General features: G+C 71.2%; 13 protein-coding genes. 5 read left to right on the forward strand and 8 right to left on the reverse strand.

All coding sequences use genetic code 11. The annotated features are described in order from the left end of the window. Positions 1-155: 155 nt before the first annotated feature. From LV79_RS18460 to LV79_RS18475, 4 genes are read left to right on the forward strand one after another with little or no spacing between them, the layout of a single operon-like run. Positions 156-356, forward strand: coding sequence for a hypothetical protein (locus tag LV79_RS18460; RefSeq protein ID WP_253838363.1), 201 nt, complete (start codon positions 156-158; stop codon positions 354-356). Next, positions 353-1783: an amidase gene (locus LV79_RS18465; protein ID WP_253838365.1), complete on the forward strand. Its 1431-nt coding sequence runs from the start codon at positions 353-355 to the stop codon at positions 1781-1783. Before LV79_RS18460 ends, LV79_RS18465 begins: the two co-directional genes overlap by 4 nt. Continuing rightward, positions 1780-3879 (forward strand): FAD/NAD(P)-binding protein, encoded by a 2100-nt coding sequence (locus tag LV79_RS18470; RefSeq protein WP_253838367.1) that lies wholly within the window; start codon positions 1780-1782, stop codon positions 3877-3879. The genes LV79_RS18465 and LV79_RS18470 overlap by 4 nt, the downstream gene beginning before the upstream one ends. Before the next feature lie 10 nt (positions 3880-3889). Beyond that, positions 3890-4927 (forward strand): TauD/TfdA family dioxygenase, encoded by a 1038-nt coding sequence (locus LV79_RS18475; protein WP_253838369.1) that lies wholly within the window; start codon positions 3890-3892, stop codon positions 4925-4927. Here LV79_RS18475 and LV79_RS18480 read toward each other — a convergent pair. After that, the gene (locus LV79_RS18480; protein WP_253838372.1) at positions 4915-5892 is read right to left on the reverse strand and encodes a nucleoside-diphosphate kinase; all 978 of its coding nucleotides are present in this window, start codon (positions 5890-5892) and stop codon (positions 4915-4917) included. The two genes, LV79_RS18475 and LV79_RS18480, sit on opposite strands and share 13 nt — an antisense overlap. A 55-nt stretch (positions 5893-5947) precedes the next feature. On the opposite strand from LV79_RS18480, the gene LV79_RS18485 reads away from it, so the two are divergent. Then, on the forward strand, positions 5948-7033 hold the full coding sequence (locus LV79_RS18485) for an aminotransferase class I/II-fold pyridoxal phosphate-dependent enzyme (RefSeq protein ID WP_253838375.1): 1086 nt from the start codon (positions 5948-5950) through the stop codon (positions 7031-7033). 157 nt (positions 7034-7190) lie between these two features. Here LV79_RS18485 and LV79_RS34005 read toward each other — a convergent pair whose 3' ends face one another. From LV79_RS34005 to LV79_RS18520, 7 genes are all read right to left on the reverse strand, one after another. Next, complete coding sequence (locus tag LV79_RS34005) at positions 7191-8216, reverse strand: prenyltransferase/squalene oxidase repeat-containing protein (RefSeq protein ID WP_285469957.1); 1026 nt, start codon at positions 8214-8216, stop codon at positions 7191-7193. A gap of 193 nt (positions 8217-8409) precedes the next feature. Next, entirely contained in the window at positions 8410-9288 is an 879-nt protein-coding gene (locus tag LV79_RS18495) for an ECF transporter S component (RefSeq protein WP_253838377.1), read from the reverse strand. 70 nt (positions 9289-9358) lie between these two features. Then, positions 9359-10957 carry an ABC transporter ATP-binding protein gene (locus LV79_RS18500; RefSeq protein WP_253838382.1) on the reverse strand — a complete coding sequence of 533 codons (1599 nt, stop codon included), beginning with the start codon at positions 10955-10957 and terminating at the stop codon, positions 9359-9361. Beyond that, complete coding sequence (locus LV79_RS18505) at positions 10954-12051, reverse strand: energy-coupling factor transporter transmembrane component T (RefSeq protein WP_253838384.1); 1098 nt, start codon at positions 12049-12051, stop codon at positions 10954-10956. Before LV79_RS18505 ends, LV79_RS18500 begins: the two co-directional genes overlap by 4 nt. Next, positions 12052-12948, reverse strand: a complete 897-nt coding sequence (locus LV79_RS18510) for an ABC transporter substrate-binding protein (protein ID WP_253838386.1) — start codon at positions 12946-12948, stop codon at positions 12052-12054. Between the two features lie 149 nt (positions 12949-13097). Beyond that, positions 13098-13961, reverse strand: a complete 864-nt coding sequence (locus LV79_RS18515) for an ABC transporter substrate-binding protein (protein WP_253838388.1) — start codon at positions 13959-13961, stop codon at positions 13098-13100. Then, positions 13958-16555, reverse strand: coding sequence for a hypothetical protein (locus LV79_RS18520; RefSeq protein ID WP_253838389.1), 2598 nt, complete (start codon positions 16553-16555; stop codon positions 13958-13960). Before LV79_RS18520 ends, LV79_RS18515 begins: the two co-directional genes overlap by 4 nt. Positions 16556-16754: the final 199 nt, after the last annotated feature.

Consider the following 16754-nt stretch of genomic DNA (forward strand, 5'->3'; position numbering starts at 1 on the left):
ATAGCGAAATGACTGTCTCAGGTGGTTTTCCTCGACCACCTGAGACAAAGAACGAGGACGCACATCTCATTCACTCAGGCTTGTTGTCCGGTACTGTCGGATACAACCGCGGCCATGGGGCCGCGGCATTGTTCCGCCTTGGGGGAGGTCCAGCGATGGTGCCCGCGGAAGACCCATTCGACCACGCGATGCGCAAAGCCGGGATCGATGTGCCGCCGGACCTGCGCCGGGGCACGGTGGCCGTCCACCGGGAACTGGCGGCGATGGCCGCGCTGCTGCGCGTCCCCCGCCACGCGGACAGCGAGCCCGCGGGGCAGTACCGGATCGATGCGATCCTGCCAGGGCACCGGCGATGAACGGCGGGCACGAGGTCCACGAGCTCCCCATCACCGAGCTCGGCACCCTGCTGCGCGCCGGTGCGGTGACGGCGATCGACCTGGCCGAGCACACGCTCAACCGGATCCACGCCATCGACGGGCGGATCGACTCGTTCATCCTCGTCACCGCCGAACGCGCGATGGCCGACGCCAGCCGGGCGGACGCCGAGCTGGCCGCAGGAGTCGACCGCGGACCGCTGCACGGCATCCCCTACGCGCTCAAGGACATCTACGCCACGGCGGGGATCCGCACCACGTGCAACTCCCGGTTGCTCCTGGACAACATCCCCGCCGAGGACAGCGAGGTGCAGACCCGGCTGGCTCGGGGCGGCGGTGTGCTGGTCGGCAAGCTCAACACCGCCGAGTTCGCACTGGGCGGTGGCACCGACCTGCCGTTCCCGCAGGCACGCAACCCCTGGAACACCGAGCACTTCACCGGTACCTCCTCCACGGGCAGCGGCGCGGCGGTCGGCGCGGGCCTGGTCCGGCTGGCGATGGGGTCCGACACCGGCGGGTCGATCCGCTCGCCTGCCTGCCACTGCGGCGTCGTGGGGCTCAAACCCACCTACGGCCTGGTGTCGCGGCGCGGTGTCTACCCGCTGTCGTTCTCGCTCGACCACTGCGGGCCGATCACGCGCAGCGTCGCCGACGCCGCGGTGGCGATGGACGTCGTGGCGGGCCACGACCCGGGTGATCCGAGCAGCGCGGCCCACTCGGTCGTGGACCACACCGCGGACCTGGCCCTCGGGGTCGAGGGGGTGCGCATCGGCTACGCCCGGGACCTGTTCGCCGACACACCCGGCGTCTCTCCCGAGGTGGTCGCCTCCGTCGACGCCGCCGCGCACCTGCTGGCTGGACTCGGCGCCGTGGTGGAGGAGGTGCGGTTGCCGGACTTCGACCTGTTCAAGGCCTGCGGCCGGATCATCATGCTCGCCGAGGCGTTCGCGATCCACGAGGACACCTTGCGATCCCGCCCGCTCGACTACGGCAGGTACACCTACCAGCGGATCGCCGCGGGCGCCACGCTGAGTGCCGCGGACCTGGTGCAGGCGCAGCGGCTCCGGCGTGAACTCACCGTCGAGCTCAACAACGGCCCGCTCGCGAAGTACGACGTGTTGCTGACCACGACGGGACTCGCCCCCGCCGCGCGACTCGACGAGTTCCCCCGTGACTGGCCGCCACCCGGTGTGTCCGTGGCGGTGCAGACCGCGCCGTTCAACGTCACCGGCAACCCGGCGCTGTCGGTGCCCAGCGGCTTCAGCGCGTCCGGGATGCCCATGGGCATCCAACTCGTCGGCAGGCCGTTCGACGAACGCACGGTGCTGCGCGTCGGCGCGGCCTTCGAGAGCGCGGTGGGCGTCAGCCACCTGTACCCGCGTCTCGACCCCGCGGAGCACGTCACGTGATCCCGCACCGAGTGGTGGTCGTGGGCGGGGGGCCGTGGGGGACCTATGCGGTGGAGCGGCTCGCGGCGCTGCTGTCGACGAGTCCACCGGAACACCCGGTCCACATCTCGGTCTTCGAGCTCACCGGTCGGTTCGGGGCGGGCGCGACGCACAGCGACAACCAGGCGTGGACAAGCTACCTGAACCGGGTGGCCAGCCAGATCGCCTTCGCCGCCGACGAGTCCAACCGCGCCGCGACGGCACTGCTGCCCCGGCGATTGCGGCCCACGCTCGTGGAGTGGTCCCGCGAGCGCTTCCTGGCCACCGGGGACCCGAGGTACGACCTCGCGCCCCAGGACGTGCCGCGCAGGCACCTGCACGGCCAGGCCCTCAGGGACATGTTCGACCACTACGTCGACGTCTTGCGCGCGGTACCGGGTGTCGTGGTCGACCTGCACGCGGACGAGGTCGTCGACATCGAGCCACGACCGGGTGCGGATCACCCGTACCTGGTCCACGGCACCAGTACGCCAGGCGTGGCCGCCGACCGGATCCTGCTCGTCACGGGGCACTCGACCAACACACCCGCGCCGGGCACCCGCGCGGCCCGACTGGCGGCGCACGCCGAGCGTGAGCCGGGCGCGAACTACATCCCGCAGGCGTACCCGCTCGAGCACCGGCTGGACGAACGGGCGGTGCCGCCCGGCGCGCCGCTGGGTGTGCTCGGACTGGGCCTGACGGCCATCGATCTCCTGCTCCACCTGACCGAGGGCCGGGGTGGTCGTTTCGTCGAGGAGCCCGTGGCGGGCCAGTCCGGGGCGCTGCGCTACGTGCCCAGCGGGCGCGAGCCCTCCCCCATCGTCGCGATCAGCCCGAGCGGGATGTTCACCAGCAGCCGCGCGGAGAACTTCAAGGCGGTGGACAGCACCGGGCTCGGGCACGCGGCGTTGGAGCACAGGCCGGTGTTCCTGACGATCGAGGCGGTGCACGAGTTGCGCGCCAGGCACGGGGTGCCCGCGGTGCTGCCGAGCGGGCCGGTGCGGCAACTCGACTTCGCCAGGCACGTGTTCCCGCTCGTCGTGCTCGAACTGGCCGAGGTCTACCACCGAACGCTGCTCGGCAACGGGTTCGGCGGCCGCGTGCGCGCCGCGGTGGCGCCACGCTACGCGGAGTTCCTGGCGCACGGCGGCGCGGGGTGGACCGAGGACCCGATCGACTACCTGCTGGCTCCCGTGACCGCCTGCTACGACGACGTGCTCGCGGTAGGCCTCGACGCTGAGCAATCAGCGGCGTTCCTGCGGGTCGTCGACAGCGGTTTCCCGCACCCGAGCGCGCCCGAGGACCACCGGTTCGCGTGGCGGCGCTTCTTCGACCCGGTGGATCGCGACAGGGACTTGACGGGTGAGCGGTGGCGGGACGGGGTCATCGCGGCGATGCGGCGAGACCAAATCGCCGCGGCACAGGGCAACCTGCGCAACCCGGTGAAGGCGGCGTGCGACGGGGTGTGGCGCGACCTGCGGTCGGTGTTCTCCGCCGTGGTCGACTTCGGCGGCCTCACCGCCGAGTCGCAGCGGGAGTTCACCCGGGTCCACCTGCGCCACTACACCAGGATGTCCAACGGCACCGGCCTGCAGCCGATGCGCCGGATCCTCGCCCTCGTCGAGGCGGACATCGTCGACCTGCGAATCGGGCCAGGGGCCGAGGTGACGCCCGGGGCTGCCGGTTTCCGGATCACCGGGCCGACAACCGGTGAACGCAGGCACGTCGGCACCGTCGTGGAGGGTCGGTCGCACCCGTTCGACGCCGAGCACGACGTGCGCCCGCTGTACCCGGCCATGGTGCGCCGTGGCCTTGTCCGCCGGTGGCGCAACCCCGCCGCGCGACCAGGCCACGACTTCCACCCGGGTGGGCTCGACGTCACCACCGACTTCCACCCCGTGCGCCGGGACGGCACTGTGGACACCCGGATCACGGTGCTGGGCGCCCCGGTGGAGGGGGTGGCCTACTTCCAGCTCAGCGCCGCGCGACCGCAGTCCAACAGCGCGGTGCTCAACACCATCGCGACGTGGGCGGAGGCGGCGCTGCGGCGGACGCACGACACGTCGCAGCGCGGTTGAGGAGACAACGATGCACACAGGGACACCGAACCACCACGACCTGGCAGGCGACGAACAGGTGCTGCGGTTGGCTGAGCCCACCGGGGTCGCGCTGGCGCGCGAGGTCCGCGGCCCGAAGGCGTGGACGCGCGACAGCGTGGCACCCGGCGAGTGGGTGGTCCACCTCACCGGCGCGGCGGTGGCCGAGCTGAACGCCGTGGTCGCCCGGCTGCGCCGCGCCCCACTGCCGATGTTGCTGCTCCGGCCGGAGCGGTTCGACCTGACCGAGTCGGCACGGTGCATGGCTGCGGTCAAGGCCCGTCTCACCACCGGCATGGGGTTGGCGGTGGTGGACGGTCTGCCGATCGAGGAGTGGACCGAGGAGGAGGCGATCTCGGTCTACTGGCTGCTCGGGCAGTTCCTGGCCGCGCCGGTGGCGACCAAGTGGGACGGCACGATGGCCTTCCACGTCCGCGACTCCGGCAAACGGTTCGGCTACGGCGTTCGCGGGTCGACCACCAACATCGAACTGTCCTTCCACACCGACAACGGCTTCGGCGCGACGTTGCCGGACTACGTGGGCCTGCTGTGCCTGCGCCCAGCCGAGACCGGGGGCGTCAGCCGGTTCTGCAGCCTGTACTCGGTGCACAACCGGATGTTGGCCGAACACCCCCGGTTGCTGCGACGGCTCTACGAACCCGCGTACTTCGACCGCCAAGCCGAGCACGCCCCGGGCGCACCCAAGGTCATGTCCGCTCGCGTGTTGCGGTACGACGGCGAACGGCTGCGAGCGCGTCTGGTACCCGGGTTGATCCGCCGGGGCTACGACATGGTCGGTGAGCCGATGGACGACCTGCTGGCGGCGGCTCTGCAGCGGTTGCACGAGATCACCACCGACCCCAGGCTGTGGGTCGACTTCACCATCCGGAGAGGCCAACTGCAGTACCTGAACAACCTCGAGTGCGCGCACTTCCGGAGTGCCTTCACCGACAGCACGGACCCCCGGCGCACACGGCACCTGGTCCGGGTGTGGCACCGCGAGAGCGGGGACCAGACCTACGACGGTTGACCCGCGGCGCGGGTGACCCAGTCCGCGGCGGTCACCGAGGGGAGCAGCGCGTGCGGAACCGGGCGTTCGTTGCGCACGACGTAGGACGCGAGCACGATCACGTCCCAGCGATCGACCCGCGCCACGGGTACGGCCTCGGTCAACTCGTCCCATCCGATCTTCTCCGCACCGTTGACGACCTCGCGCAGGTGGCGCAGCGCCTGCTGTGCCACGAACGGCGCCAGCCGCACCAGGACGGCCTCGATGTCGAGGTCGTGCGCGGGGTACCGCGACTCGATGTCGGTGATCGCCGCGCGCGCCTGGTCGGTGCGGTCGGATCGGATGTCGGCACGCAACTGCCGCAGGAACCGCCCGCGCTCCGCGGCGTCGAGGAAGATCGCCAGTTCTCGGACGACGTCGGCAGGCTCATCGCCGACGTGGACGAAGTTGAGGATGCGGTTGGGCGGGCGGAGCGCGGTGCGCAGGTGGTGCGGTCCCCGCTTCGCCGGGTCGCCCAAGCCCTTGAGCTCGCTGAGCCGGACGGTCGCGGGGAGGCCTGCGACCGGCCGGGTGTCGCGGGCGAGGAACAGCAGCACGTCGTTGGTGACGTACCAGAACGAGCACAACCGCAGGCGGTCGATCGTGTAGACGTGCCAGTCGTAGCGCCAGACCTCGCGCATGGAGTGCCTGGTGAACGCGAGACTGGTCGTCGCGACCGGGGTGAACCCGTGCTGGAGAAGGTAGTCCAGGATCACACCCAGCCGCCTGCCGACAACCGCGTCCGGTTTCACGACCAACATCGCCAGGCCGTGCAGCGCGTCCATCGCGTCCGCGCCGAACACCTCGACGACGTCGGCCCACCCCTCGCGGAAGTACAGATCGGCACCGAGCAGCTCCCGCTTCACGGGAACGACGGACAACTGCTCCCACTCGGCGGCCGCGGGCATACCGCCGATGTCGACCTGCTCGCCTGGCGTCCATGGCACTCGATCATCCTGCCACAACAGGATTCCCCCGTCCCGACCATCCGGAGGTTCACCCGTGGCCCTGGCCAACTCGTCCTACCGCTCGCTGCCGCTGCTCGGCGACGACGAGCACACCCTGAATCTCGCGTGGACACTGGACGAACGCGAACTGCTCGATGTCGACATCCCGGCGCTGCTGCGCGCGGAGCTGACCGCGGAGGCGACCACCCTCGCCGCAACGGACACCTACCTGGTCAAGGACCCGCACGGCTCAGCGGCGCTTGGCCCAGTGGTCAGCGCGCTGTTCGACCGGCACGACTGGGCATGCGGGGTGGTCTGCGCCGCAGGGGTCAACTCACTGCTGCAGGCAGTCGCCGCCCTCGCGCCGGGTGGCAACACCTATGTGGTCGGCGAGGTGTACCCGGACCTGCCGCATTGGGTGCGGCGACTCGGCGGCGAACTGGTCACCGCCGACGACCACCTGCGGGGAGTGCGGGAGTCGCGACCGCGGTTGGTGTCGCTCGACCGGCCGTCCGCGACCGGCACGGCCTTCGACGACCTCCACGACCTGCGTGAGCTCTGCGCGGAGGCGGCACGCCACGGCGCGGTCGTCGTTGTCGACGAGTCTTACGCGAACTACCGACCGCTTGGCTTCAGCGCGGTGACGATCGCCGACCAGGTCGACAACCTCGTCGTGTTCCGCGGACTGTCCAAGGGGTACTGGCTCGGTGGCATCCGGTTGGCCTACTGCGTCAGTTCGCCAGCGCTCACCGGCGTGGTCACCGGGTTCGTGCCACCCATGCTCGCCTCCTCGATATCGTTGCGACTGGGTGCCGCGGTCCTGCGACTGGGTGACGTGACCACGCGCCTGCGCGCTCGGATCGCCGAGGTGGCGCCGCAGGTAGTCGCCCTCGCCGAGCGGGCGGGACTGCCCGCTCCACTGCGTGGCGGCAGCGGCATGCCGCACCTGCACTTCGCAGAGGACCTCGGCAAGGACCTCGGCACCGTGGGCATCTTGGGGAAATCGCAGCCGTTCTGGTCGGCTCGTGACGGTGGGCCCGTGGACCGCTACCGCCTCAGCCTTCCCTTGCGCCCGGCTCGGCTCGCGGAACTGGAGCGGCGACTCGTCGGACGACCGGCTGACACGGTAGCCAGCACGTGATCTGGTTGCTACACCGTGCAGGTCCCTATGGACAACCTTCACGCGACCCGCCTCCCAGGCGTAGAAGTTGTCGTCCATGCAGGGCCCACGTTGTGACAGGCGGAGCTTTCACCCAGTCCTCGGGTACCGCCCGGTGAGGGGCGGTACCCGAAGGGGGCTACGAGCAGGCCAGGGTGGGGGCGCCGGTGGTGGAGCCGGCGGAGGTGAGGGTGGCGAAGGGGGCGCCGTGGAGGCCGAGGATTGCTTGGGTGGTGGCGCGGGTGACGGTGGTGGGGTCGTAGCCCGTGGCGTCGTAGGCGATGGCGCCGCGTTGGGCGGTGGGGGCGGTGCAGGTCTGGCGGAGGGAGAGGATGTACTGGCGGGCCTTCAGGGCGGCGGCGGGGCGGTTGCCTGCGCGGAAGGCCTGGCCTGCTAGGCCGGTGGTGTTGGCGTTGGGGGTGCCGGAGCCGTTGCCGTAGGCGATGCCGCCGCCCGCTTGCTGCTTGGACTTGAGCCAGGTGAGGCCTTGCTGGGCCTTGGCGGTGCGGCCGGTGGCGAGCAGGGCCTGGGTGACCAGGGCGGTGGCGTCGGTGTCGCTGGAGCAGGTGGGGGCGCCGAGGACGATGGGGAAACCGCCGTCGGGGCACTGGGTGGCGGCGGCGTAATCCACCGCGGACACCGGGGCGCCCGCGGGGGTGCGGTCCAGGGTGATGATGGCGAGGGACTGGCTGAACGCGTTGGTGTAGTCGCCGTAGATGGACTGGTCGGAGAAGCGGCCCGACGGGGTGAGCAGGGAGTTGAGCCTGGTCACCAGGTTGACCCCGCCGAAGGAGGTCGGGTTGCCGCCGCGGACCTGGACGGCGAGGGCGGTCTTGGCGGTGGCACCGGCGTAGGCCTCGGTGCCGTCGCCGATGTAGCCGGTGAGGTTGGCGGGCTGGGCCAGCCAGGTCAGCGCGGCGGCGCCGTAGTCGTTGGCGTTGCCGGAGGAGGCGAAGGCGAACACCGCGTCGAGGGTGAGTCCCGCGTCGGGGTAGCTGGTGCCGCCGAAGTCGGTCTCCAGGTGGTCGCCGCCGACGAACTGGCGGGCGAGCCAGCCCGAGGCCGCGTCCGCCGGGCGGTGCGTGGTGGCGGCCGAAGCGGCGGGTGCGGCGACGATGGTGGCGGCACAGGTGATGGCGACCGCGAGTGCGGACCGGAGTCTCATGTGGACCTTTCCGGGCACCGCGAACCGGAGCGGGCGCCGAGGCACCGCCTCCCGGCCCGCGGACCACGACGGGGTGGGGGATCGACGCTCGGCACGGGTAATCGGGCTCGCCACCGCTGGGGTGGCACACCGTTGCGGGTCAGCGCCGGGTTCGCACCGGACTTCCCCCGTCGCCGGGCGTGGTGTTGCCGGGTCAGTCTTTCAGGCCGAGCGGGCCCGTCAATCGACCATCCGGACGAGGCAGGCCGAAAGTGGGGAGCACACCGAAGGACGCCTTGCGGGAAGCGCGACGCAGGGTGGCGAGGACGGCGGGACCGAGCACCAGGATCGCGACGGTGTTGGTTATCGCACGACCGGTGTCCCAACCCGCTGTCGACGTGAGCAAGGTGAAGACCAGGAACCGGTGCAGGTTCTCCCACACGGAATCGCCTGGGACGTAGGAGATGTGGCCGCTGTGGTACGGGACCTCGACACCGGTGATGAACGGCCAGAACCAGAGATTCATCAAGAGCCCGAACAAGTACGCGACCACGATGCCGTACCCGACGAGCATCGCGATCTCGGCCTTGCCGGTGATCCGGCGCGGCAACAGGCCCGCGCCCATGCCGATCCACGCCGAGCACAGCATCTGGAACGGCAACCACGGCCCCACCCCCGCGGTGAGCAACGCGGAGGCGAACAACGAGGTGCACCCGAGCACGAACCCGAACCCAGCGCCGAACACCCGGCCCGCCAGCACGAGCATGAAGAACACCGTCTCGATGCCCGCCGTCCCGGCACCCAGCGGTCGCAGCGCCGCGTTGATCGCCGACAGCACGCCCAGCATCGCCAGCGCCTTGGTGTCCATGCCGCCCTCGGACAGCTCGGCGAGGACGATCACGATGAGCAGCGGCAACACCCCCATGAACACGAACGGCGCGTCCGGCCCGTGCTGCATGCTCTGCGGCTCGACCCGGACCAGCAGCGGCCAGATGAACATCATCAGCCCCGCCACCGACACCAGCGCCAGCACCGCCGCCGACCTCGGCCCCACCCGCACCGCTTGGTCCGCCCGGCCCCAGTCCCGTTTCACCGCACCACCTCCTCAGATCCCGTCGACCAGCGAAGATCCCGGCAACGCACTCCCCCGCGCTGATCCGCTGTCATCGCGCCGCCTGGGGTAAGGCCGCGGCGACATCGGCGAGAGTGAGCCAGTCGGGCCCAAGGATCTTGGCGATCTGGGTGGCGAAGGCCGGTGACCCACCGAGAACCTCGGTGGTCGGCCCATCGGACACGATCTCGCCCTCCGCCATGACCACGGTCCGAGCCGCCGTGGTGGCGACGAACTCCACGTCGTGCGTGGCGACGACCACGGTGCGGCCATCAGATGCGATGTCGGCGATCATGCGGGTCAGCGCGGACTTGGCCGGGTAGTCCAACCCCCGGGTGGGTTCGTCGAGCAGCACCACAGCAGGCGCGGCGGACAACTGCACGGCCAGCACCAGCGCCAGTCGCTGACCTTCGGAGAGGTCGCGGGGATGCCGGTCCGCGGCGACATCGGGAGCCAAGCGGTCCAGGAGCGCACGACAGGTGCCAGCACTAGCACCGGACTCACGATCGGCCGCTTCGCACTCGGCGTCGACGGTCTGGAGGTAGAGCAGGTCACTGGCGGTCTGCGGCACCAAGCCGACGACCTTGCGGGCCTCCGCGCTCGACAACGTCTTCGGGTCCTTCTCCCCCACAGTCACCGAGCCGCCTTGCCGAGGACCAGAGCCTTGCAATGCCCAGAGCAGCGACGACTTGCCGGACCCGTTGCGCCCCATCACCGCCAGCACCTCCCCGGCCCGCAGCGTCAGGTCCACGCCCCGCACAGCGACGGTCGCGCCATACCGCACCACCACATCGGAAGCCGATAACAGCACCACCCCGGAGTTCGGTTCATGCCGCACCGGCGGAGCAGGAAGGTCCAGGTCACGGGCCCGGCGACGGGCGTCGCGCACCGACAACGGAAGCGGGTCCCACCGGAGCAACCGGCCCAGCTCCACGATCGGCGGCGCCACCGGAGTCGACCGCAGCACGTCAGCGGGCTCCCCGTCGACCACCGACCCGTCCCCCGGGACGTAGATCATCCGGTCGGCGAACGGCACCACGCGCTCCATCCGGTGCTCGGCCACCACCACCGTGGTCCCCAGGTCAAGCACCAGCCGCGCCAGGGTGGCCAGCACGTCCTCCGCCGCCGTCGGGTCCAGCGCGGAGGTCGGCTCGTCGAGCACCAGGACCTTCGGGTGCATGGTCAGCACCGAGCCGATCGCCACCCGCTGCTGCTGCCCGCCGGACAACGTCCGCAGCGCGCGTCTACGCAGGTCGGCGATACCGAGCAGGTCGAGCGTCTCCTCGACCCGGCGGCGCATCACCTGCGGCGCGACACCCAACTGCTCCATCCCGTAGGCGAGTTCCTCCTCCACCGTGTCGGTCACGAACCCGGCCAACGGGTCCTGCCCCACCACCCCGACCAGGTGCGCCAACTCGCGCGGCGGGTGGGCGTGCGTGGCGACGCCGTCGACCGAGACGGTCCCGTCCAGGTGGCCGCCGGTGAAGTGCGGCACCAGCCCGTTGATCGTCCCCAGCAGCGTCGACTTCCCGGACCCCGTGCGCCCGGCCATCAGCACGAACTCGCCCTCCCCGACGGAGAGCGTGACCTCGGACAGCACCGGGTCGGCCTGCCCGTGGTACCAGAAGCTGACACGGTCGAGTTCGATCACGCGGGTACCTTCTCGGTGTCGGGCACCGGCGTCAAGAAGGCGGGCAGCACGCCAACCAGCACCCCGCACAGCGGCGCCCACGACAGCATCGGCCAAGACAGGATGATCAGCGAGGGGTTCAGGTTCGTCGGGTCCACACTGGACGTCGTGAACAGGACCACGGCCACCGCGATCCCGCACAGCGCGACCACGACCTCGGCCAGGTTCCACTGCCCGGGTCGGTACCGGCTCCGCTGCACCCGCGCACCCGCCGTCCGGAACCCCAGCAGGCCGACGACCAGCCCACCGGCGAGGAACGGCCCAGCGAGGTAGCGGGGCGTCGAACCGTCCAAAGTGGCGTAGACGCCGACGCACACCCCGAGCAGTCCGATGATCATCAAGGCTCCGGTGACCAACCGCTTCCGGGCATCGACCATCCCCGCCCGGCCGTACCCCCGCGAGTCCATCGACGCCGCCAGCCGCAACGACCGGTCCAGCGCGTCGGCCAGTACCGGGATCATGATCGCCCGCAAGACGTGGAACCGCTTTCCCCCACCACCACGCAGCTTGCGCGCCCGTCGGACCCGCACCACGCTCTCGGCCAGCTGCGGGAACACCGACAACGCCACGATCACCGCCGTGCCGACCTCGTAGAGCGCGGGCGGCATCGCCTTGAGCAGCCGCTTCGGGTTGGCCAGCGCGTTGGCCGCGCCGAGGCACACCACCATCGTCGCCAGGCGTAGACCGTCGTAGAACCCGCCGAGCAGCGACTCCGCCGACACCGCGCCAAGCAACCGGATACCCGCCGCCCACTCCGGCAGCGGGATCTCCGGCAACCGCACCAGGATCGTCTCCCCCTCGGCACCACCGAAGACGAACCTGAAGAAGACGCGGAAGAAGACGATGGCCGCGCCCAGGTAGAGGTACATGCGGAACGCCATCGCCCACGGCGCGTCGGTGCGCCTGGCGACCACGACATACCCCGCGACCGCCAGGATCGTGCCCAGCAGCCACGGGTTCGTGGTCCGGCTCGCGGCCACGGCCAGCCCGAGCGCCCACAGCCACCACGCCGCCGGGTGCAGCTCGCGGGGCAGGAAGTAGGTCGCCGTCCGCACCTATGACTCCCGCGCGCGGGCGCGGCGAGTTGCGGTGTACCCGGTGGCGGCGGCCAAGAGCAGCACCACGCCACCCGCGACCCACGGTGCCAACGGGCTCGACCCCGACTGGTCCGCCAGGACCTCGTTGACGTCAGGTGCGCCCTCGCCGCCGGTGAACGCGACGTTGTTCGCCGGATCCGGCTTGGCTGACACAGTGCGCGGCATGGGCGGCGGGAGCGCGGCTCCGCTCGACGGCGTGACCTGGCCGCCGGGCACGGGTTGCGCCGTCTCCCTGGCCGCGGTCGTGGTCGTGGTCGGATCGGGTTTCCGCTGGGTCAACGGGGTCTGGGCCGCTGGGACCTGCCGCTCGTTCGGGTCGTCGGTGTCGGGCTTCGGCTCTTCCTTCGCCACACACGATTGCCCGGCGGTCCCCGGTCGCACCGGTGCGACGCGCGGCACCGGGTTGGAGTCCGCGGTGGCGTTGAGCGAGAACGTCCAGCCCTCGAAGCCGCCTTGGACGAAGTCGCGGTTCTTGACGCCCCACTGGCTGTAGGTCCACGCGCAGTTGTTGCCCGCGTGCCAGTACGACCAGTACCCGGCCGCCGGTGGCGTGTCGACGCACAGCTCGCGGTAGCCCTCGCGGCCCTGGATCGGCAGCACCTCGACGGCGGACGGCCGGTTCTCGACGCGGCAGATGAACGCCTCACCCCAGCGCGCGACCCCGGCGACCTGGAACCCGGCGCCCTTGAGCGCGTCGAGCCCGGTCCCCCGGGTGCCCTGCGGGTAGCACCGCACGATGGTCGTGCCACCGAGGTCCTGGAAGTCCACCACGACGGTGACCCCTGTGGGACTCGTGCAGAACCCGGGCTGTCCCTTGCCGTGGTCGATCGCCCGGGCGGACGGCGCGAAACCCACGACAGCCACCAGTGCGGCGACCGCCGCGAGCGCGTGCAGCCTCCTGCCAGAACCGAAACGATGCCGAGAGGGTCCCTGCCATACCGGGGACGATGCCGGGCGGGGACGAGGGGGTGGGTGGCGGGAGGGAGTGATACGGAGCCTCAACCTCATTGCACCGTCAGGGTCGCGGTGGAGTAGACCGATCCGCCGGTGCCGGTGGCCTTGACCGTGTACAAGTACGTGCCCTTCGCGGTCGGCGTGATGGACGCCGTGCCGCCGGGGTTGGTCAGGGTGCCCGTCCAGGTGCCGCCGCCCGATGCCGGGGACACCGCGTGCGCGGTGACGGTGGTGGCGTTGGTGGAGGTCCAGGTCAGGCTGGTGGTCTGGCCCAGGTTGATCTTGCGGTCCAGGTCGTTGACCGACAGGCCCACCGTCGGGTTGCTCGGGCCGACCGCCGGGTTGGTCGGGGTGACACCGGGCGCCGGGTTGGTGGTGGAGGTCTTGTTCAGCGAGAACGACCAGCCCTCGAACCCGCCGGGGGTGACGTTGCGGTTGGCCGCGCCGTAGCTGCTGTAGGTCCAGGTGCTGCCCGCGCCGTCGGCGTGCCAGTAACCCCAGTACGCCTCGGCGGGCGGGGTGAACACGCACGCCTCCTTGTAGGTGGGGTTGGACGTGCGCGGGATGGTCTCGGTGGACGACGGCCGGTTCTCCAACCGGCACACGAAGCCCAGGCCCCACTGGCTGGTGCCCGCGACGGCGATCCCCGCGTCCTGCAGCGCCTTGATGCCGGTGCGCTGGGTGCCGGGGCTGGCGTTGGGCGAGCAGCGGGTGATGGTCGGCGCCGCGGTGCCGCCGTTGCCGTCGAGCTCGTTGAAGTCGACGACGACCGTGACGCCGCTCAGGGCGTCGGCGCCGGTGCAGATCCCGGCGTACCCCTTGGTGGGGTCGATGGCCGGGGCGGCGGTCGGCACCGCCACCGCCAGGCCCGCGGCCAGGGCCAGACCGGCGGCCAGGGTCGAGATCCGTCTCATGGGGATACCACCTCGCGGGTCGGGTTCTTGCGGTTGGCGTTCCGGGTGATCAGCAGGCGTGCGGCGACGGCGGCGGTGACCGCGAGCAGGAAGCCGAGACCGACGAGTCCGGCGCCCATCCACGCGGGGACCCGCTGGGTGGCGGCGGCCGCGGTGGCGGTCGCGCGGTCGGCGGGGCGCAGCGGCAGGCGCAGCACGGCGACAACCGGGGAGTGCTCGGCCGAGAGCCATGACCGGGCGGCGAGCCCGGGTGCGACGGAGACGCTCATCGGGAGGTTGCTGTCGGTGCCCTCCCGGGTCACGACACCGCCGTCAGGCCCGAGGGCCGCGGCGAGCGCGCGGGCGGAGGGGGTGCTGTCGAGTCCGGCGACGGTGCGCGCGGTCGCGACGGCCGAGGTGAGGACGACGTCGACCTGATCATCACCGCCCCGCACCGTTCCGTCCGGTGTGGACTTCTCGTTGAGCGCGGCGGCGGCCGCTTCCAGGGCGGTGGACCGCTTGGGGGACCAGCCTTCCCGGTTCGCAGGCGAGTTGGACTTCGCCGCTGACCGGCCCGCGTTGAGAGCGGTGATCGCGACGGCGGTGGCGGTGAGGTCGCCGGTGCCGCACCCGGTGACCGACAGGTCGACCGGGAAGGTGCCGTCGCGGCACTGCCGGTCGAGCAGGGTCTGGACGGCCTTCCCGGCGTCGCTGTCCGAAGCCGCGATGGTCGCCGTGGTGGCCCAGACGTGCCGTTCGATGGCTTCGGAGGCGTCCGCGAACTTGCCGGTGTCGACGAACGTGCCGTCGCCGGTGCGCAGTTCCGTCAGTGCCAGGTCGAGGTCGGCGATGTCCTTGCCGAACTCGTCGGGCAGGAACCCGGCGGCGAGGCGGAGTTTGGCCAGCGGTTCCGCGTAGGCGGCGGGGCTCGGCTCGTACGGGGCGCCGTGGGCGTAGGCGGCGACGGAGGCGGGGTCGAGCAGGAACCTGGTGGTGCTGTCGGCGGCCTCCTGCTCCTCACCGAGCGCGCGCAGGGCGAACACGACATCGGCGGTGCCGTCGTAGTCGACGAAGGTCCGGCCGTCCTGGGTGACCTCGATGTGGTCGCCGTCGACGAGCCTGGCCGCCAGGTACCCGGCGAGCCGGGCGGTCGGGGTGCTCGGGGTCGCCGTCGGGGGTTCGGCCGGTGTGGGCACGGGGAGGACGACCTGGCCGGGCGGGGTGTTCGGCGGCGGCGCCTGGGTGCCCGCCTTGGGGCTGACCGGCTTGCGTTGGACGACCTTGGTCACGGTGGTCGTGCGCGTCGCCGTCGCGGTCTCCGTGACCGGGGCGCTCGTCGTGGGGGCCGTCGTCGGTGTAGCTGTCGGGGTGGTCGTGACCGGGGGTTGCTCGCCGTCGTCCGGGACGTTGCCGGTGACGAGGTCGTAGAAGCTGACCTGCGCGAGCCCCAGTGCGGCCTGCGCGCCCGCCCGGATCCAGGTGTCCACACCGGACACACCGGTCGCCTTCGCGGCCTGGTACTCCTGCGGGTTGTAGGCGATCGCACCGATGTCGCCCGCCAAGGCGTTCTCCGCGTCAGCGCTGCCCACCTGGGCGGACTTGAGGTAGGCCATCCCGGCGTCGACCTGGGCGTCGTGCCCGCCGACCTGGGTGAGGACCTGGACCACCAAGCCGGTGCTGTTGGTGTTGGGCGCCTCGGTCAGGACACCGCCGCCCCAGCCACCGCCGGCGGTCTGCGCACCGGAGAGGTAGGCCACGGCGCGGTCGATGGGCGCGTCGAGCCCCGTCGCACCGGCCTCGCGGGCGGCCAGCAGCGCGGACAGGCCCATCGCGGTGGCGTCGTTGTCCGGAGCGGACTGGTCGAACGGCTTGCCCTCGTCGCAAGTGGACAACTTGTACCCGTTGGGCAGCACGTGGTCGCCGACCTCGGTGGTCGGCACGACGCCGAAGAAGATCCGGAAGTAGCCCTCGGCGCACTGCTGGCTCACCAGCTTGTCGATCGCGAGCTGGTCGTTGTCGGCCACGCCCGCGAGTCCGATGACGGCCAGCGCTTGGCCGAAGATGTTGGTGTCGTTGCTGACGAAGTCGGCGAAGTCGGGGTTCTTGGAGTAGCTGCTGACCCGGCCCTTGTGCGGACCGGAGCGCATGATCGCGGCCTTGGTCTCGGCGACCATGTCCCAACCGCCGAAGGAGCGCGGGTCCCGGCCCGCCACCTCGGCGGCCACAAGGACCTTGGCGGCGTAACCACCGACGATGATCGCGTCGAAGCCCTGGCCGGGGAGCAGGCCGTCCCAGGTGAAGTAGTCGCTGGCGTGCCGCTGGTCGTCCAGGTAGTCCACCACCGGCTCGGCCGCCGCGCCCGCGCCTGAGGCGTGGGCGGCGTAGAGCAGGTCGATCATGAGGCCGTGGTCGGGCAGCGCGTCGTTGAGCGGGTTGCGCAGGGTGCCATCGTCGCCGAGTTGGCTGGTCAGCCACTGGGTGGCGGCCCTGGCGGCCACGCGATCGGGCTCGGCGGCCGCGGTGGTCCCGGTGGATGCCATGGACAGGGCGACCACGGCCACCACGGTCGACATGACGATCGAGGGTTGGACGACCCTGCGAAGCGCCTGACTCACGGCCACATCCTCATCCCCGCGAACGCGGAGGGGCAAGACCGGCGCACGACGCCAGACCGACACCTCTGCTCTCGCGACAGCGGTACGACACCTACCTCCGCCCGGACGGTGATCCGACTCGCCACTGGTGTGGCCCACGGTTGCGCGACAGTGCTGGATTCCGACCAGCTTCCCCGTCACGGGCGGCACTTGTTCAGTT

It is taken from the genome of Actinokineospora globicatena, assembly GCF_024171945.1.
GTDB lineage: Bacteria > Actinomycetota > Actinomycetes > Mycobacteriales > Pseudonocardiaceae > Actinokineospora > Actinokineospora globicatena.